This window comes from Pandoraea thiooxydans, from assembly GCF_001931675.1.
In the GTDB taxonomy this organism is placed as follows: domain Bacteria; phylum Pseudomonadota; class Gammaproteobacteria; order Burkholderiales; family Burkholderiaceae; genus Pandoraea; species Pandoraea thiooxydans.
In genome coordinates this window covers 3,529,565-3,547,076 of the sequence record NZ_CP014839.1, presented here as the reverse complement: position 1 = coordinate 3,547,076, position 17,512 = coordinate 3,529,565, and the positions used below count along the sequence as shown (strand labels likewise).

The window sequence follows — 17,512 nt, the reverse complement described above, 5'->3', positions numbered from 1 at the left end:
GGTATCACACAAATGGTATTGGAAGCGCCTTGAGGCTCGCCCTACAGTGCACCTGTTCACAACGCACTACTGAAACCAAGGAGAACATCGATGGACAGCAATCGTTATTTGCGCGGCTGGGAAAAGCTCAAGGAAATCGACGGCGAGCAAGGGGAAAAGGTCATTGCCGCACTCAGTGGCATCGCCCCCGATTTCGCCGATTATCTGATCGAATTTCCGTTCGGCGATATCTACAGTCGCCCGGGGCTCGATCTCAAGGCCCGCGAACTTGCGGTCGTGGCGGCGCTCACGGCGCTTGGCAATGCGGCGCCGCAGCTCAAGGTGCATTTGCACGGCGCACTCAATGTCGGATGCTCGCGCCAGGAGATTGTCGAAGTGTTGATGCAGATGGCTGTCTACGCGGGTTTTCCGGCCGCCCTCAATGGTCTGTTCGCGGCCAGGGAGGTGTTCGAGGCGCGCGACGCGGTGGCTTGACCGACCGGCCGCATGGCGAAACCGGCGCGCCTTGGATCGTGACAGTTTTGTGGCAATATGGTTATTAATTTTGCAAAATATTGCAAAATTAAACAACCTTGCTTATGATGCGATCCATGGCGCCCAACGATATCGACGGCGCCTCGTCAATCGGAGAGATCGCGATGCCCGCAACCCTGCCCAGCCATGCCAGAGTCGTCGTCATCGGAGGCGGCATCATCGGCTGCTCGGTGGCATACCACCTCACCCAGCTCGGCTGGCGCGATATCGTGCTGCTCGAGCAAGGCCAACTCTCGTGCGGCACCACCTGGCATGCCGCCGGCCTGGTCGGCCAATTGCGCGCGCAGGAGAGCATGACCCGGCTGATTCGCTACTCCACCAGGCTTTATAGCCAGCTGGAGGCGGAAACCGGGCTCGGTACCGGCTGGAAGCAATGCGGCTCGCTGAGCGTGGCGCGCACCGCCGAGCGCATGGCGCAGCTCAAGCGCACCGCGGCCGGCGCCCGCGCCTATGGCGTGCAGTGTGAAGTCATCTCGCCCAAAGAGGCCGGCGAGTTGTGGCCGGTGATGCGCACCGACGACCTGCTCGGGGCCGTGTGGCTGCCCGGCGACGGCAAGGCGAACCCGACCGATTTGACTCAGGCGCTGGCGCGAGGCGCCCGCGCCGCAGGCGCGACGATTGCCGAACACGTGCGCGTCACGGCAGTCCACGCCGAGGAAAAAGCCGGCAGGCGCATGGCCACCGGTGTGACTTGGCGTAGCAAGGAGGGCCAGACAGGGCGGCTCGATGCGGAGATTGTGGTGAACTGCGCCGGACAATGGGCCAAGGCGGTCGGTCGCCTGTGCGGCGTCACCGTGCCGCTGCATTCGGCCGAGCATTACTACATCGTGACGGAGCGTATCGCGGGGGTGCACCCCGACTTGCCGGTCATGCGCGACCCCGACGGCTACATTTATTTCAAGGAAGAAGTCGGCGGGCTCGTGATGGGGGGGTTCGAGCCGAACGCCAAGCCCTGGGGCATGAACGGTATTCCCGACGAGTTCGAATTCCAGCTGCTGCCCGATGATTGGGACCAGTTCGAAATCCTGATGGAAAACGCGCTGGCGCGGGTGCCGGCCCTCGAGCACGCCCAGATCCGGCAGTTCTACAACGGTCCGGAATCGTTCACACCCGACAACAATTTCATGCTGGGCGAAGCGCCCGAGCTGCGCAACTTCTTCGTCGGCGCGGGCTTCAACTCGATGGGAATCGCCTCGGCAGGCGGCGCCGGCATGGCGCTGGCCGAGTGGATCGTCGCGGGCGAGCCGACGATGGACCTTTGGCCGGTCGACATTCGCCGCTTCGCCCGTTTCAATGGCAACGACGCCTGGCTGCACGATCGCGTCAAGGAAACCCTCGGCCTGCATTACGCCATGCCATGGCCCAACCGCGAACTCGATACCGCGCGGCCGTTTCGCCGCTCGCCGCTGTACCACCTGCTGCGTGACGCCGGCGCCTGTTTCGGCAGCAAAATGGGCTGGGAGCGCCCAAATTTCTTCGCTCCCAGTGCGGCGCAGGCGGTCATCGAATATTCGTTCGGACAACAAAATTGGCACTCCTGGAGCGCCGCCGAACACCGGGCGTGCCGTGAAGGCGTGGCGCTGTTCGATATGACCTCCTTCTCGAAATTTCTCATCAAGGGACGAGATTCCGAAAGCGTGCTGCAGTCCCTGTGCACCAACGATGTCGCGGTGGCGCCGGACCGCACCGTCTACACCGGCATGTTGAACGAGCGCGGCACCTACGAGTCCGACTTCACCCTCACGCGCCTGGCGCACGACCAGTACCTGATGGTCACCGGCTCGGCCCAGGCCACGCGCGATCTCGACATGATCGAGCGGCGCATTCCGCTCGACAGGCATTGCACGGTGGTCGACGTCACCGGGCAGTTCGCGGTGCTGGCGGTGATGGGGCCACACGCGCGTGCGTTGCTGCAAAGCGTATCCAAGGCCGACTGGAGCAACCGGGCATTTCCTTTCGGGGCGAGCCGGGAAGTCGACATCGGCTATGCCACCGTGCGCGCGACGCGTCTGACCTATGTCGGCGAGCTGGGCTGGGAGCTGTATGTGCCGGTCGAATTCGCAGTGGGAGTGTTCGAGGTGCTGCAGGCCGCCGGCAAGCAATGGGGGCTGGTCAACGGCGGCTACTACGCGATCGAGTCGCTGCGCATCGAAAAGGGCTATCGCGCCTGGGGCCGGGAACTCACGCCCGACACCAATCCGTTCGAGGCCGGGCTCGGCTTCGCTTGCAAGCTCGACAAGGCCATCCCGTTCGTCGGGCGCGAGGCGCTGCTCGAGATCCGCGCGCGCGGCGTGCAGCGCCGCCTGGTGACGGTCATGCTCGACGGCGCGCCCGACAGGATGCTGTGGGGCGGCGAAGCCATCTTGCGCGACGGCGTCCCGGTCGGCTTCCTCAGCTCCGCCGCATTCGGCCATACGCTGGGTTGCCCGGTGGGGCTCGGCTACGTGGGCCGTGCCGAGGGTATTTGCGATGGCGCCTACCTCGCCGCAGGCCGCTATCAGGTCGATCTGGCCGGCGAGTTGTTCGAGGCGCGCGTACATCTGAAGGCACCCTACGATCCGCAGGGCCACCGCGTGAGAATCTGAGGCCGGCCGGCGACCAACGGTAAAATGGCGCTTTGCCCGGAATGAGCGCCGTCAGGCGCCGCGCCCCCCGCCGTATGACGCTCCCCTGTATTGCCGCTGCCCGCCATTTTCATTTCGCTTCACATGTGCCACTGGTCATCGGCGCGCAACGCTTCGGCTGGATTCGCCGTCGCGACGCCGAGCATCTGCTGCGCTGGCCCGAGGTATTCGAGTGCAGCTCGCTGGCGGTGCGGATTCATCCGCGCTTCGATCACTGCGCCGCGCGCACCGAGGCGCTCGCTCCGGTGGTCCAGGCGCTGGCGGCCGAAGGCGTGATCACCGGCTGGCGCGATGAGCAGTATGCGGTGCGCAATGCGTTTGCCGACGCGCCGATGGCCTGGATCGAACGCGCCGCGGCCCGATTCTTCGGCACCAACACCTACGCGGTGCATGTGAATGCGTACGTGCCGGGCCGCCACGCGGGGGTCGCGCCGCAACTCTGGATTGCACGGCGCAGCGTGCTCAAGGCCACCGACCCGGGCCAACTGGACAACGCCGTGGGCGGCGGTATCGGCAATGGCTATGGCGTGCTCGAGACGCTTGCCAAGGAGTGTTGGGAAGAGGCCGGGTTGCCGCCATGGATGTCGCGTCAGGCGCGCTACGGCAATACCTTGCATGTGCTGGCGGAAATCCCCGAGGGCGTGCAGGCCGAGCAGATTTTTATCTACGATCTGGCGTTACCGGCCGGCTGCGTGCCGCGCAACCAGGACGGCGAGGCCAGCGGGCATTGGCTGGCGCCGGTCGCGCAAGTCATGCGGGCCATCGAGCGCGGCCACATGACGGTCGATGCGAGCCTCGTATCGCTCGATTTTCTGTGGCGCGCCGGCTGCATCACATCTGCCGATTGCGAAGGGCTGGCGGCCCTGCGCGAACCCGCCAACGAATAGCGACGCTGGATCACCCGCTCGGGCGCGAGCGGGTGCGGACCCAGCCAACCAAGGAGCAGTGATGACCCCCGTCGAAAACAGCTACATCCTCAAACTTGCCTGCCCCGATCGGCCCGGCATCGTGCATGCCGTGTCCGGCTTCCTGGCCGCCCGGGGCGGCAACATCCTCGACTCCGCGCAATACAACGATCGCTTCACCGGCGGCTTTTTCATGCGCACCCACTTCCAGCAATTGACGGGTAACGGCGACCTGGCCGCGCTGCGGGACGACTTCGACGCCCTGGCCGGGGAGTTCGAGATGGCCTGGGAGCTGGTCGACGCCGGCGCCAAACCCCGGGTCATGCTGATGGTGTCGAAGTTCGGCCACTGCCTGAACGATTTGCTGTTCCGCTACAAAACCGGGCAACTGCGCATCGAGATACCGGCGATCGTCTCCAACCACAGGGACTTCTATCAGCTCGCAGCCAGTTACGACATCCCCTTTCACTACATGCCGCTGACAAACGCGACGCCGCAAGCCAAAGCCGTTCAGGAAGCCAAGGTGTGGGAGCTGGTGCGGGAAAACGACGTCGATCTGGTCGTGCTGGCGCGCTATATGCAGGTGCTCTCGCCAGACCTGTGCCAGAAGCTCTCGGGCCGCGCGATCAATATCCATCACTCGTTCCTGCCGAGCTTCAAGGGCGCCAAGCCGTATGCGCAGGCATTCGAGCGCGGGGTCAAACTGATCGGCGCGACCGCGCATTACGTCACCACCGATCTCGACGAAGGCCCGATCATCGAGCAGGAAGTCGAGCGGGTCGATCACACCATGGATCCCGATCAGCTCACCGCGATCGGGCGCGACGTCGAATGCGTGGCGCTCGCACGCGCGGTGCGCTGGCATGTCGAGCACCGCATCCTTCTGAACGGGCACAAGACGGTGGTCTTCAAATAATCCGACCGGTCGGCTGCGGCAGATAGCGGGCAGCGGGCGCCGCCGCGGCGGGGTGCGCTAGCCGACGCTTTCCTGCGGCGCGATGTGCCGTACGCCCATGGTCTCGAGCGTGCGGGCGATGGCATCGACCGCGTTGTGTATTTCATGCTCGTCGATTGCGCCGATGCAGCCGACCCGGAACGTCTCCACGGTGGTCAATTTGCCGGGGTACAGGATATAACCCTTGTCCCGCACCGCTTCATAGAAAGTCCTGAAGTCGTAATGCGAATCAGCCGGCGCATGAAACGTGACGATCACCGGCGCCTGCACTTCGGGTTTCAGGAATGGCTTGAAGCCGAGCGCCGCCATGCCGGCGATCAGTGTCTCGCAGTTACGCCGGTAGCGCGCGCCACGTGCCGCCTGGCCGCCCTGGGCAAGATACTGATCGAGGGCCGCGCGCAACGCGGCAACGACGTGAGTGGGCGGCGTGAAGCGCCACTGCGTGGTCTTTTGCATGTAGACATACTGATCATGCAAGTCCATCGCGAGCGAGTGGCTATTGCCCTGCGAGGCCTCCAGCAGGCTCTTGCGCGCGATCACGAAACCCATGCCCGGCACGCCCTCCAGGCACTTGCCGCTGGCCGCGATCAATGCGTCGAACGGGGTATCGCGCACGTCGATCTCGAGTGCGCCGAACGAGCTCATCGCGTCGACCACGAGGCCCTTGCCATGGCGCTGGCACACTGCGGCGATCTCCCGTAGCGGATTGAGCAGCCCCGCGCCGGTCTCGAGGTGAACCTGGGCGACATGGGTGATCGACGGGTCGCGCTCGAGGGCCGCTTCAATGGCCGCTGGCGTGGCCACCTGGTCTTCTGGAATCTTCAGTTCGACATGTGCGCGTCCCAGGTATTTGCAAATCTTCAGGATGCGCTGGCAGTAGGCGCCGTTTTGCGGCACCAGTACCTTGCCGTCGCGCGGCACGAGCGTGCCGATCGCGGCCTCGACCGAGAAGGTGCCGCTGCCTTGCAGCGGCACGCACGCGTAGGTGTCGCCGCCGTGCACGATATCCACCAGATCGCGGCACAGGCTGCCGGTAATGCGGTTGAAGCCGGCGTCCCACGAGCCCCAGTCGCGCAGCATCGCCTGCCGGGTCGCGGATGAGGTCGTCAGTGGCCCCGGGGTAAGGAGAATAGGGTCGTCGCCGATGATCATGGTGGTCTCCTGGGAGGCAGCGTTAAACGATTGGACAGGGCTTTGCGCTAGCGCACCGATGCCTTGGTCGGGATCCGCGACAGCCCGATCAGCACGATCAGGGTGCACAACGCCAGAATCACGGTCAGCGCCGCCGCGTCGAAAATCGCGCCGCGGTCCGATAGCGCGAAAATGCCGACCGGCAGCGTGACCCAGCCCGGCGGGTACACCATGACAGTGGCGCCCAGTTCGCCCATCGACAGGGCGAAGCTCAGGCTGAATGCGGCGATCAGATAGGGCGTCATGAGCGGCAATGTGACTCGCCGCAGCCGGTAGAAGGGGCGCGCGCCGAGACTTTCCGCGACCTGCTCGAAATCGGCCGGCAGCCTTGCCAGGCCGGCCGAGAGGTTGCCGTAGGTGAATGCCGAGATCAGCACGAAATGCGCGATCAGCACGATCAGCGTGGTGCCGTTGAGCAGCACCGGCGGGCGGCTGAAGGAGACCAGCAGGCCCAGGCCGACCGATACCGACGGGACGGCGCTCGGAATGAAAAACACCGCGTCGAGCAATCGTTTGGGCATGGGCGTGACCCGGCGCAGCGCCAGCGCCGCCCAAGTGCCGCAGATCAGGGCGACCGCGCTGGCCGCGACGCCCGTCAGGATGCTGGCCCGTAGCTGCTCGAAGGAGTCGCCATGCACCGCGTTGACGTAATGGTGCAGGTTCAGGTGCGTCGGCAAAATGCCGTTCCATTGGCCGCTGATGCTGGCCAGCCCGATCATGCTGGCCGGCATGCCATAGACCACGCAGAACAGCAGCGCGACGAGCGCCCAGGCAAGCCAGCGACCCGTTTTAGACCAAACCAGCACGGCGACCTCCGAAGTGGGCGACGACAAGCCGGTAGAGCGCGTACAGACCGAGCGAGAGCGTCAGGTTGACCACTGCAATGACGCAGGCAGCGGTGTAGTCGAATTCCTGGATCGCCTTTTCGTAAATCAGCAGCGGCAGCGTGATCACATCCTTGGCGCCGATGAACAGGACGATGCCGAATTCATTGACCGTCAACAGCAGGCACAGGCTGCCGCCGGCGAGCAGGGCGGGCAGCGCGGCGGGCAGAATGATCTGCCGCACGATGCGCCAAAAGCGTGCCCCCAGACTGCTGGCGACCTCGATCTGCGCCGGATCGATCTGTGAAAAGGCGGCGAGCAGCGGGCGCATGACGAACGGGGTGTAGACCGTTACTTCCGACAGGATCACGCCCCACTGCGAGTACAGGAAGTCGATCGGCGGCAGCCGCAGATGCAGCAAATGCATCAGCGACTCATTGAGGATGCCGGCCGAGCCGTAGATGAAGGTAAAGGACAGCGCGACCAGGAACGTGGGCAGCGCGATCGACGTATCGATCAGGCGCGACATCAACTTCGCCCCGGGAAACGGGATGAAAGCGATGATCAGCGAGAACACGAAACCCAGGATCAAGCAGCCGGCCGTGGCGCTCACGGCGATCGTGATGGTGTGAAACAGCGCGTTGCGAAACATCGGCGAGCCCAGCACGGCGGCAAAATGACTCAACGTCACCGTTGCTTGCCCGCCGGTCAGCGCCTGGCGCGCGATCAGGAAAAGCGGATAGAAAAACAGCGCGCCGAGCACCAGCAGCGGCGGCACCACCCACAAGTGCGCGGCCGATCGCTCGACGGCGCGGTGCGGCACGGGGATCGCGAGTTCAGCCATGGGCGCTGCCTTCGGGCACCAGTGTTACGTCGGCCGGGTTGAAATGGAGCTTGAGCACCGAGCCCGCCGCCGGCGCCTCGCCGTGTGGCGGGCACGCCATGCGCAGCCGATGGCCCTCGATCTCGAGCACCATGTTGCGCACGTCGCCCTGCCATTGCACGCTGACGACGGTGCCGCTCAGCGCGTTGTCGGCGTCCGTGCCGGCCTGCAGACGCAAATTGTGAGGCCGCACGCACAGCAGGCAGTCGCTGCCCTCGGGCAGGCCGTGGTGATTGCGCGCGAGCAGCGGCTTGCCGCAGAAATGCACGCGCGCGGCATCGCCGTCGATCGCGGCGAGCGATTGCACCGGCAATAGATTGGCCGATCCGAGGAACTCCGCGGCGAACCGGTTGGGCGGGTGACGGTACAGCGACTGTGCATCACCGAATGCGACCAGCTTGCCGTCGCGCATGATGCCGATGTGATTGGCCAGCGTGAGCGCTTCACTCTGATCGTGCGTGACGTAGAGCACCGTCAGATTCGGCAGGCTGCGATGCAGCTTGGCCAACTCATCGAGCATCGCGCGCCGGATCTGTGCATCGAGCGCCGACAGCGGCTCGTCGAGCAGCAGCACTTGCGGGCGGATCGCCAGGGCGCGGGCAATCGCCACGCGCTGCTGCTGCCCGCCCGAGAGCTCGCGCGGATAACGCTTTGCATAGGCGGCCATGCCGACCATGCGCAGGCATTCTGGCACCATCTCGCGAATGACCTCGGCCGAGGCGCCGCGCGCGTGCAGCCCGAAAGCCACGTTTTCCTCCACGCGCATATGCGGAAACAGCGCATAGTTCTGCACCACCATGCCGATGTTGCGGGCATGCGGCGCGAGACGCGTGACGTCGCGGTCGCCAATCGTGATGCGCCCGGCGCTTGGGCGCACGAAGCCGGCAACCGCCCGCAGCGCGGTCGTCTTGCCGGAGCCGGAGGGGCCGATGAGCGCAACGATTTCACCGGGCTTGATGGCCAGCGAGAGCGAGTCGAGAACGACCTGGCCGCCATAGGCGACCGAGACGTTCTCGAAACCGATGCCGCAACGCTCCACGCTGCCCGAGAGGCCGCTGGTCAGTGATGCCACCGACTGCGCCTGATCCACAGTCATGGTGCCGGTCATCGTTATTGGCCCGAGATCGCTTGATTGTAGGCGGCGACGTCCTGCTTAAGGTCGGCCAGCACGGTCGTCCAGTCCGGGTTCCAGATTTCAACCCCGTTGAGCGCCGCCTGCAGCTGTTTGAAATGCGCGTCGGTCGGATGCACGTCGGAGCGCACCGGGAAGCCGTAGGCCAGCGAGCTGGCTTGTTGCTGGGCCTTGGCCGAGAGCAGGAAGTCGATCAGCTTCTTGCCATTGGCCGAGTGCGGCGCGCCGGCGGTCAGGCCGATGTAGTACGGCAGCGAGAACGCGGTGCGCTGGCCGTTCGGACCGGCCAGGAAGAAAATCTTGATATTCGGATTGTCGGCCTTTTGCGCTGCGTTCATCTGCAGGTCGCCGTTGGCAACATACAGCTCGCCCTTGTTGACCAGGCCGGTCAGCTTGCCGGTCGAGGCCGACGGGCCAACGTTGTTGGCCTGCAATTTCTTCATGTAGGCCAGCCCGGCCTGCTTGCTGCCATAGGCATGAAACACCTGCAGCAGCATGGCGGTGCCGTCACCGGCTTGCCCCGGCGTGGAATACTGGATCTTGCCCTTGAATTGCGGTGCCAGCAGATCGTTGTAGGTCTTGGGCGTCTGTTTGAGGACCGCGGCGTTATAGATGTAGTTCGGATAATTGCCCATCATCACCACGAAGCGATCCTTGGGGTCGCGGTCCGTAGCCGGGATCTTGTTCCATTCGGTCGGCTTGAACGGCTGCAGCAAGCCTTCGGCGGCGGCTTTTTGCATGAACGGCGGCAGGGTGACCAAAACGTCGGCCTGCGGGTTGGACTTCTCCATGGCGAGCCGGTCGACCACACCGCCGGAGCCCGCCTCGATGTATTGCACCTTGATGCCGGTGGCCTTGGTGAAAGCATCGAACTCGGTCTGGAACCAGTTGGGCGAGCCGTCATGCAAGCCGTCGGCGCTGTAGATGGTGACCACATTGGATTGCGCCAGAACCGGGCTTGCTACCACGGCCAGCACACTTGCGACTGCGATGATCAGCTTTGCTTTCATGTTCGATCCTCCGGGGGATGAGTGATGACTGAATGCCAAGAAACTGGCGTGGTGCGCAATCTGCTGCCGATGCCGGTCCTGCCTGTCGAAAATTCGGGTCAAGGATCCGGATGGATCGCCCGGCCCGGTTCTGTGTCGTACCCTGCACGCCATGACAACAATTTGCGCCCCTCCATCGTATTTGCAAAATATGTCATTTCTGTGAATTTTTAATCAAATTGGAAGAAAATGCAAAAAATATCAAAATATGTTGTTTTTCAATATTCTAGAAGCATTTTCCCTTTGCTGTGTTAGTGATTTCCCTAGCAAAATGTCTCGGATTTTCGCTTTCTGGTGACTGTGGATTGTATGTTGTTGACAATCTAAGCGCGCTCGTGGTGCAATGTCAAGCATCCAATGTCCGGGCCTGACAAGCTCCTTATGACGACCGTTTCTCCTTCTTCCAACGCCATCGAGCTGCTGCAAAGCCAGTCGCTCACTACGCTTGTGCAGCACGAACTGGAGCGGCAGATCATGGCCGGCGAACTGATGCCCGGCGCCAAGCTCAACGAAATCGAGGTGGCCGGGCGGCTTGGCGTGTCGCGCGGGCCGGTTCGCGAGGCGTTTCGCGCGCTCGAAGAGGCCGGACTGCTGCGTACCGAGAAAAACCGCGGCGTTTTCGTGCGGGTCGTCTCGCTGCAGGAAGCCGAAGAGATTTACGAGTTGCGCGCGGTGCTCGACGAGTACGTCGGGCGCACGCTGGCCGAGCGCATCACCATCGACCAGCTCAACGGCCTGCGCGAGATCGTCGAGGCGATGCATGCGGCCAACCGCGGCGGCGATGCCGAGGCGTACTACCGGCTCAATCTGTCCTTTCACGAGGCGATGGTCGCGGCGGTGGGCAACCGCAAGCTGCTCGAGACGTATCGTGGTCTGGTCAAGGAGTTGAACCTGTTCCGGCACCAGGCGCTGACCGCCAGCGCGGAAGCCGCTCCGGCCTCGGAGCGGGAGCACCGGGAAATCGTCAGCGCGATCGCCTCGCGCGAGCCAGAGCGAGCCGGCCAGGTAGTGCGCGAGCACGTCGAGCGGGGCCGTGCGCGCATGCGGCAGGCGCAAGGTCAGCGAACCGGCGAGCCGCAGGACCCTGCATGAATGGATCGCCCGGCGCTGCTGGCGTGCTTTTTAAGGAGATTGTCGTGAACGCGTCCCGAATGATTGAAGTCAACGGCCGCAGCTACCGCTTGCCTCGGCAACCGACCGTGATCATCTGCGTCGACGGTTGCCAATACGAATATCTGGAGGCCGCGGCGGCCGCCGGCGTCGCGCCCTACATCGCGCAATTACTGGCGGGTGGCGCGGCCTTCAAGGGCGATTGCGTGGTGCCCAGTTTCACCAATCCAAACAATCTGTCGATTGTTTGCGGCGCGCCGCCGGTGGTACACGGCATTTGCGGCAACTACTTCTTCGACCGCGGCGCCGAAGGCGGGCAGGGCAAGGAAGTCATGATGAACGACCCGCAATACCTGCGCGCGGGCACGGTGCTGGCCGCCGCGGCGGCCGCCGGCGCCAGCGTGGCGGTGGTCACCGCCAAGGACAAGCTGCGCGCGCTCCTGGGGCATGATATGCGCGGCATCTGCTTCTCGGCGGAAAAGGCCGATCAGGCGAATCTGGCCGCCAACGGCATCGACGACGTGCCGGCACTGGTGGGCATGGCCGTGCCCGACGTCTACAGCGCGGCGCTGTCCGAGTTCGTGTTCGCTGCCGGGGTGCGCCTGCTGCAGACGCGCAAGATCGACCTGATGTACCTGTCGACCACCGACTACGTCCAGCACAAGTGCGCGCCGGGCACCGAGGGCGCCAACGCGTTCTACGCCATGATGGACAAATATCTGCGCCGCATGGACGAGCTCGGCGCGGTGATCGGCCTGACCGCCGACCACGGCATGAACGCCAAGCATGATGCAGCGACCGGCGAGCCCAATGTCATCTATTTGCAGGATCTGCTCGACGATTGGCTTGGCAAGGGCGTGGGCGCGGGCGGCGCACGGGTGATCCTGCCGATTACCGACCCCTACGTGGTGCACCACGGCGCGCTCGGCTCCTACGCCACGGTTTACCTGCCGGCCGGGCTGGATGCGGCCGAGATCCGTGCGCGATTGAGCGCTCTGCCGGGCATCGAGCTGGTGCTCGACAACACCGAGGCGTGCGCCCGTTTCGAGCTGCCGCCCGATCGCGTCGGCGATCTGGTGATCGTGAGCCAGCAGCCGGTGGTGCTCGGCACCAGCGCTGCGCGCCACGACCTGTCGGGACTGAGCGTGCCATTGCGCTCGCACGGCGGCATCTCGGAGCAGACCGTGCCGCTGCTGTTCAACCGACCGACGGCGGGCATCCCCGGCAAGACCCGTTTGCGTAACTTCGACATCCTGGATGTGGCGCTCAACCATATTTGAGCCGGATACATTCAGGATGCCTGCGAGATTTTTTATCGACTCTGCCTGGAGAAAGCGATGAGCGCGCCGCATAAAATCCATCCGCAATTTCGCGCCGAAGCGCTGCGCATCGGCGGCGAAAAAGTCCTGCGCGAGCGGGTGATCGACGTATTCAATCCCTACACCAACGAACTCGTCGGCACGGTGCCCAAGGCGACGCAGGACGACGTGCGCCGCGCGTATGGCATCGCCAGGCAATATCGCTCCAGGCTGACACGCTTCGAACGGGCCAACATCCTCAACCGGGCCGCCGCGCTGCTGCGCGAGCGCACGTCGGAGGCGGCCGGCCTGATCACCCTGGAGTCGGGGCTGTGCAAGAAGGACGCCGTCTATGAAATCGGGCGGGTCGCCGACGTGTTGAATTTCGCCGCCACCGAAGCGTTGCGCGACGATGGTCAGGCGTTTTCCTGCGATCTCACGCCGCACGGCAAGAAGCGTCGCGTGATCACGCAGCGCGATCCGCTGCTTGGCGCGATCTGCGCGATCACGCCGTTCAACCATCCGATGAACCAGGTCGCGCACAAGGTCGCGCCGTCGATCGCGACCAACAATCGCATGGTGCTCAAGCCGTCCGAAAAGGTGCCGCTGTCGGCCTTTTACCTGGCCGACGTGTTGTATGAGGCGGGCCTGCCGCCGGAGATGCTGCAGGTCGTCACCGGCGATCCGCGCGAGATCGCCGACGAGCTGCTCACCAACGAGAACGTCGATCTGATCACCTTCACCGGCGGCGTGCAGATCGGCAAATACATTGCCGCCAAGGCGGGTTACCGGCGCATCGTGCTGGAGCTCGGCGGCAACGATCCGCTGATCGTGATGGAAGACGCCGATCTCGACAAGGCGTCGGATCTCGCCGTGCAGGGTTCGTACAAGAACTCGGGGCAGCGCTGCACCGCCGTCAAGCGCATGCTGGTGCAGCGTGACGTGGCGGCGCGCTTTACGGAACTGGTGGTGGAAAAGACCCGGGCCTGGAAATACGGCGATCCGAACGATGGCGGGGTCGACATGGGCACGGTCATCGACGAGGAAGCCGCCCGCCTGTTCGAGAGCCGCGTCAACGAGGCAGTGGCACAAGGCGCGCGCCTGTTGGCAGGCAATCGGCGCGATGGTGCGCTGTATCCACCGACCGTGATCGACCGGGTCGACCCGGCCATGACGGTCGTGCGCGAGGAGACCTTCGGCCCGGTCTCGCCGATCATCACCTTCGGCGATATCGCCGAGGCGATCCACATCTCCAACGGCACGGCGTTCGGCTTGTCGTCCGGCGTATGCACCAACCGGCTCGACTACATTACGCGCTTTGCCAGCGAGTTGGAGGTGGGCACCGTCAATGTGTGGGAAGTGCCGGGCTACCGCATCGAATTGACTCCGTTCGGCGGCATCAAGGACTCCGGTCTCGGCTACAAGGAAGGCGTGCAGGAAGCCATGAAAAGCTTCACCAATCAAAAGACCTTCACGCTGCCGTGGGGGCTTTGATGCGCCGCAACCTGAGGGGGCCGGCGTTGTCGTGAGCGCGTTGCGGCCGGGCCGGCATGGGTGTACGGTGTCAACAGAGCCGTCGCCCGTGCCTTGCGCATCGGCGCAATGCGCATGTGCTGGGTATCGTGGCGACATGGGCGCTCCCTTCGGCGCGCCCGTTATGGAAACACGGGATCGCATGGCATGTTGACGTTGCTCAATCTCCTGTCGGGTGTGGCGCTACTGATCTGGGGCACCCATATCGTGCGCAGCGGCGTGCTGCGCGTGTATGGCGCCGACTTGCGGCGCGTGTTGAGCAGAAGCATCGCCAACCGATATCTCGCCTTCGTGGCGGGCCTGGGTGTCACCGGCCTGGTCCAAAGCAGCAACGCCACCGCGCTGATCGTCGCATCGTTCGGCGCACAGGGCCTGATCGCGCTGGCGCCGGCCCTGGCGATCATGCTGGGCGCCGACGTCGGTACGGCGCTGATGGCGCGCATCCTGATTTTCGATTTTTCCTGGCTCTCGCCGTTGCTTATTTGCTGCGGCGTGGTGCTGTTTCTGTCGCGCAAGCAGTCGCGCGCCGGACAACTGGGGCGGGTTGCGATCGGTCTCGGGCTGATTCTGCTGGCGCTGCAGCTGATCGTCGCGGCGGCCCATCCGATTACCCAGGCCGCGGGTGTCAAGGTACTGTTCGCCTCGCTCACCGGCGACGCCGTGCTCGACACGCTGGTCGGCGCGGTATTTGCGATGGTGTCGTACTCGAGCCTGGCGGCGGTGCTGCTGACCGCCACGCTGGCGGCGTCCGGCGTGATCTCGCTGAAGGTCGCCCTGTGTCTGGTGATCGGCGCCAATCTGGGTAGCGGCATGCTGGCCATGCTGAGTTCGTCGGCGCAAAATGCGGCCGGACGGCGGGTGGTGTTCGGGAGCCTGATATTCAAGCTGATCGGCGCCGCGGCCATGCTGCCCTTTATCGATCTGGCCGGCGGCTGGGTCGGCGCGGTGTCGCTTGATCCGCAACAGACGGTGGTGAATTTTCATGTGCTGTACAACCTTGCGCGCTGCAGCATATTCCTGCTTTTCACCACCCCCATGGCGCGCCTGTGCATGCGTGTGCTGCCCGACAGGCCAGAGCAGGACGGCACGATGCGGCCACGCCACCTCGACGAAGCAGCGCTGGCTACACCCACGCTGGCACTGGCCAATGCCGCGCGTGAGACGCTGCGCATGGGCGACACGGTCGAGGCAATGCTCAATGGCCTGCTGGGCGTGATCATTGACAGCGATGTCGAGCGCGCACGCCAGACGCGGCGCATGGACGACGACGTCGACCAGCTCTACACGGCCGTGAAGATGTATCTGGCGCGCATCTCGCGCGAAGAGCTCGACGAAGCGGACAGCCGCCGCTGGACCGACATCATTTCCCTCGTCATCAATCTGGAACATGCCGGCGACATCATCGAGCGGGCGGTCGCCGATGTCGAGGAGAAAAAGATTGCTCACCGGCTGTCGTTTTCGCAGGCCGGCTTGCAGGAAATCTGCGACATGCATCGACGCCTGGTCGACAATCTGCAGCTCGGGCTGTCGGTGTTTCTCAGCGGTGATCTGAAAAGCGCACAGCGCTTGATCATGGCAAAGGAGCGCTTCCGCGATCTGGAACGGGAGTATGCCTACACGCATTTGAATCGCCTGGCCGGCCAGTCGGTGCAGAGCATCGAGACCAGCTCGCTGCATCTGGACATCATCAGCGATCTGAAGCGGCTCAATTCGCTGTTTTGCTCCACCGCTTACCCGGTGCTCGACGATGCCGGCGCACTGCGCAAGAGCCGCCTGCGCGGCAAGCGCAAGGGCGAGCAGGGGGCTTCACGCACCGCCGAGGCGCCGTTCGCCGCACCACCGCAACCGACAGAGGAAAATACCGATGGCACTGAGCATCCCGGACATCCGCAAATTATTCGATGAATTTGGCGCAATGGCCTACAGCGGCGAGCCGGTCACGCAACTCGAGCATGCGCTGCAAAGCGCGCAGCTGGCCGAGCAGGAGAGCGCGGGCGACCCACTGGTGGCAGCCAGCCTGCTGCATGATCTCGGGCATTTGCTCAATCGCCAGGGCGAAACGCCGACCGCGCGAGGCATCGACGATCTCCATCAATATTACGCATTGCCGTTTTTGCGGCCGGTGTTCGACGACGCCGTGCTCGAGCCGATCCGGCTGCATGTCGACGCCAAGCGCTGCCTGTGTGCGATCGATGCCGAATACTTCGGGCGGCTGTCCGCCGACTCGGTGCGCAGCCTGGCGTTGCAGGGCGGTGTCTACAGCGCGCCGCAGGTCCAGGCGTTCATGGCGCAGCCGTTCGCCGCGGATGCCATGCGCCTGCGTCGCTGGGACGATCAGGCCAAGCGTGCCGGGCTGCCGACGCCCCCGCTGAGCCATTATCTGGCGGTGCTCGAGCGCGTGGCGCGCGCCGCGTGACGGCGCGCCGGGCGGCAGACGCCGCGGCCCGTGCTCAGACCAGGCCGCGCCTGGCCAGCTCGCTTTTCAGATACCCGTAATAGATCGGCGCGGCCACCAGGCCGGGCAACCCGAACGCGGCCTCCATGACGACCATGGCCAGCAGCAGCTCCCACGCGCGCGCGCGGATTTCGGTGCCGACGATGCGTGCGTTGAGGAAGTACTCCAGCTTGTGGATGACGACCAGGAATATCAACGCCGCCAGCGCGACATACAGCGACATCGACAGCGCCAGCACGACGATCACGGTGTTGGAAATCAGGTTGCCGATCACCGGCAGCAGGCCGACGATAAAGGTCACGAGAATCATCGTTTTGCGCAGCGGCAGTTGCACGCCGAACAGCGGCAGCGCCCCGACCAGGAAGATTGCCGTGAAAATCGTGTTGAGCGTGGAGATCTTGACCTGTGCGAACACGATGCGCCGGAACGCATCGGCAAACAGTTGAACGCGCTGCGCCAGGGCCGCGGCGAGCGGCCGCATGTCGCCCAGCGGGCGGATGCTGGTGAGCGTGATCAGCGCGCCGAGCACCATGCCGACGACGATGTGCACGAACGCGTTGACGGCTTCCTTGCCGAAGAATTGCACCTCCTGGGTGTGGTCGCGCAAATAGCCGAGCAAGGCGTTGCCGATATCCTGCGAGTCGTCCGGCAAGCGGTTGACGATCCACAGCGGCAATTGGGTGCGCGCCTGATCGACGATTTCCATGAATTTGCTCATCAGGCGCGCCATGTGGCCGGCGTCGCTGCGGAAAAACGTCACGACGGCGAAAATCGCCAGGGTGAGCAGGCTGACGATCAGTATCGTCAGCAGGGCCACCGCGACGAGCCGTGCGCGCTCGTTGGAAATGCGCAGCTGCAGGCGCGGCGCCAGCATGTGCACCAGGTGGTACACCAGCAGGCCCGACAGCAAGGCCGAGAGCAGATGGATTTGCAGCACCAGCCACAGCAGCAGCGCTGCGATGACCCAACTGGCGATGTCGACGACGCGCTGATTCAAAGCCTTGACTCCAAGATGCGCT

General features: G+C 64.3%; 15 protein-coding genes. 9 read left to right on the top strand and 6 right to left on the bottom strand.

Translation table 11 applies throughout. The annotated features are described in order from the left end of the window. Window positions 1–90: 90 nt before the first annotated feature. The 4 genes from PATSB16_RS16190 (at window position 91) to purU (ending at window position 4,979) form a co-directional block, all read left to right on the top strand. Window positions 91–474: a carboxymuconolactone decarboxylase family protein gene (locus tag PATSB16_RS16190; RefSeq protein WP_047215094.1), complete on the top strand. Its 384-nt coding sequence runs from the start codon at window positions 91–93 to the stop codon at window positions 472–474. Window positions 475–638: 164 nt separating this feature from the next. Beyond that, entirely contained in the window at window positions 639–3,119 is a 2,481-nt protein-coding gene (locus PATSB16_RS16185; protein ID WP_047216670.1) for a GcvT family protein, read from the top strand. A gap of 74 nt (window positions 3,120–3,193) precedes the next feature. Further along, the gene (locus tag PATSB16_RS16180) at window positions 3,194–4,045 is read left to right on the top strand and encodes an NUDIX hydrolase (protein ID WP_047215093.1); all 852 of its coding nucleotides are present in this window, start codon (window positions 3,194–3,196) and stop codon (window positions 4,043–4,045) included. A 61-nt stretch (window positions 4,046–4,106) separates the two neighbouring features. Then, window positions 4,107–4,979 carry a formyltetrahydrofolate deformylase gene (gene purU / locus PATSB16_RS16175; RefSeq protein WP_047215092.1) on the top strand — a complete coding sequence of 291 codons (873 nt, stop codon included), beginning with the start codon at window positions 4,107–4,109 and terminating at the stop codon, window positions 4,977–4,979. A gap of 57 nt (window positions 4,980–5,036) precedes the next feature. Here purU and PATSB16_RS16170 read toward each other — a convergent pair whose 3' ends face one another. Genes PATSB16_RS16170 through PATSB16_RS16150 form a run of 5 tightly spaced genes read right to left on the bottom strand, consistent with a single transcriptional unit; the run spans window position 5,037 to window position 10,058 of the window. Continuing rightward, window positions 5,037–6,170: a 2-aminoethylphosphonate--pyruvate transaminase gene (locus tag PATSB16_RS16170; protein WP_047215091.1), complete on the bottom strand. Its 1,134-nt coding sequence runs from the start codon at window positions 6,168–6,170 to the stop codon at window positions 5,037–5,039. Between the two features lie 47 nt (window positions 6,171–6,217). Continuing rightward, a complete protein-coding gene (locus tag PATSB16_RS16165) occupies window positions 6,218–7,015 on the bottom strand; it encodes an ABC transporter permease subunit (RefSeq protein WP_047215090.1) in 798 nt (265 codons plus the stop codon). Continuing rightward, the gene (locus PATSB16_RS16160) at window positions 6,999–7,877 is read right to left on the bottom strand and encodes a 2-aminoethylphosphonate ABC transporter permease subunit (protein WP_047215089.1); all 879 of its coding nucleotides are present in this window, start codon (window positions 7,875–7,877) and stop codon (window positions 6,999–7,001) included. Before PATSB16_RS16160 ends, PATSB16_RS16165 begins: the two co-directional genes overlap by 17 nt. Further along, window positions 7,870–9,012: an ABC transporter ATP-binding protein gene (locus PATSB16_RS16155; RefSeq protein ID WP_237170246.1), complete on the bottom strand. Its 1,143-nt coding sequence runs from the start codon at window positions 9,010–9,012 to the stop codon at window positions 7,870–7,872. The genes PATSB16_RS16160 and PATSB16_RS16155 overlap by 8 nt, the downstream gene beginning before the upstream one ends. A 14-nt stretch (window positions 9,013–9,026) precedes the next feature. Beyond that, window positions 9,027–10,058 carry a 2-aminoethylphosphonate ABC transporter substrate-binding protein gene (locus PATSB16_RS16150; RefSeq protein ID WP_047215088.1) on the bottom strand — a complete coding sequence of 344 codons (1,032 nt, stop codon included), beginning with the start codon at window positions 10,056–10,058 and terminating at the stop codon, window positions 9,027–9,029. A 420-nt stretch (window positions 10,059–10,478) separates the two neighbouring features. Between PATSB16_RS16150 and PATSB16_RS16145 the strand changes: the two genes are divergently transcribed. From PATSB16_RS16145 to PATSB16_RS16125, 5 genes are all read left to right on the top strand, one after another. Next, window positions 10,479–11,189, top strand: a complete 711-nt coding sequence (locus PATSB16_RS16145) for a phosphonate utilization associated transcriptional regulator (RefSeq protein ID WP_047215086.1) — start codon at window positions 10,479–10,481, stop codon at window positions 11,187–11,189. Next, a complete protein-coding gene (gene phnA / locus PATSB16_RS16140) occupies window positions 11,186–12,487 on the top strand; it encodes a phosphonoacetate hydrolase (protein WP_047215085.1) in 1,302 nt (433 codons plus the stop codon). Before PATSB16_RS16145 ends, phnA begins: the two co-directional genes overlap by 4 nt. A gap of 57 nt (window positions 12,488–12,544) precedes the next feature. Next, the gene (gene phnY / locus PATSB16_RS16135; RefSeq protein WP_047215084.1) at window positions 12,545–13,999 is read left to right on the top strand and encodes a phosphonoacetaldehyde dehydrogenase; all 1,455 of its coding nucleotides are present in this window, start codon (window positions 12,545–12,547) and stop codon (window positions 13,997–13,999) included. A 186-nt stretch (window positions 14,000–14,185) separates the two neighbouring features. After that, window positions 14,186–15,943: a Na/Pi cotransporter family protein gene (locus tag PATSB16_RS16130; RefSeq protein ID WP_072628671.1), complete on the top strand. Its 1,758-nt coding sequence runs from the start codon at window positions 14,186–14,188 to the stop codon at window positions 15,941–15,943. Continuing rightward, window positions 15,903–16,454: a phosphonate degradation HD-domain oxygenase gene (locus PATSB16_RS16125; protein WP_047215083.1), complete on the top strand. Its 552-nt coding sequence runs from the start codon at window positions 15,903–15,905 to the stop codon at window positions 16,452–16,454. Before PATSB16_RS16130 ends, PATSB16_RS16125 begins: the two co-directional genes overlap by 41 nt. 34 nt (window positions 16,455–16,488) lie before the next feature. On the opposite strand, the gene PATSB16_RS16120 is transcribed toward PATSB16_RS16125, so the two are convergent. Further along, window positions 16,489–17,490 (bottom strand): AI-2E family transporter, encoded by a 1,002-nt coding sequence (locus PATSB16_RS16120; RefSeq protein ID WP_047215082.1) that lies wholly within the window; start codon window positions 17,488–17,490, stop codon window positions 16,489–16,491. Window positions 17,491–17,512 lie beyond the last annotated feature (22 nt).

What these genes read in the sequence shown, in the direction of transcription:
- PATSB16_RS16190 (WP_047215094.1), top strand. Translation starts at nt 91, where the DNA reads ATGGACAGCAATCGTTATTTGCGCGGCTGGGAAAAGCTCAAGGAAATC.
- PATSB16_RS16160 (WP_047215089.1), bottom strand. Translation starts at nt 7,877, where the DNA reads ATGGCTGAACTCGCGATCCCCGTGCCGCACCGCGCCGTCGAGCGATCG.
- PATSB16_RS16180 (WP_047215093.1), top strand. Translation starts at nt 3,194, where the DNA reads ATGACGCTCCCCTGTATTGCCGCTGCCCGCCATTTTCATTTCGCTTCA.
- phnA (WP_047215085.1), top strand. Translation starts at nt 11,186, where the DNA reads ATGAATGGATCGCCCGGCGCTGCTGGCGTGCTTTTTAAGGAGATTGTC.
- PATSB16_RS16145 (WP_047215086.1), top strand. Translation starts at nt 10,479, where the DNA reads ATGACGACCGTTTCTCCTTCTTCCAACGCCATCGAGCTGCTGCAAAGC.
- phnY (WP_047215084.1), top strand. Translation starts at nt 12,545, where the DNA reads ATGAGCGCGCCGCATAAAATCCATCCGCAATTTCGCGCCGAAGCGCTG.
- purU (WP_047215092.1), top strand. Translation starts at nt 4,107, where the DNA reads ATGACCCCCGTCGAAAACAGCTACATCCTCAAACTTGCCTGCCCCGAT.
- PATSB16_RS16185 (WP_047216670.1), top strand. Translation starts at nt 639, where the DNA reads ATGCCCGCAACCCTGCCCAGCCATGCCAGAGTCGTCGTCATCGGAGGC.
- PATSB16_RS16130 (WP_072628671.1), top strand. Translation starts at nt 14,186, where the DNA reads ATGTTGACGTTGCTCAATCTCCTGTCGGGTGTGGCGCTACTGATCTGG.
- PATSB16_RS16125 (WP_047215083.1), top strand. Translation starts at nt 15,903, where the DNA reads ATGGCACTGAGCATCCCGGACATCCGCAAATTATTCGATGAATTTGGC.
- PATSB16_RS16150 (WP_047215088.1), bottom strand. Translation starts at nt 10,058, where the DNA reads ATGAAAGCAAAGCTGATCATCGCAGTCGCAAGTGTGCTGGCCGTGGTA.
- PATSB16_RS16170 (WP_047215091.1), bottom strand. Translation starts at nt 6,170, where the DNA reads ATGATCATCGGCGACGACCCTATTCTCCTTACCCCGGGGCCACTGACG.
- PATSB16_RS16155 (WP_237170246.1), bottom strand. Translation starts at nt 9,012, where the DNA reads ATGACTGTGGATCAGGCGCAGTCGGTGGCATCACTGACCAGCGGCCTC.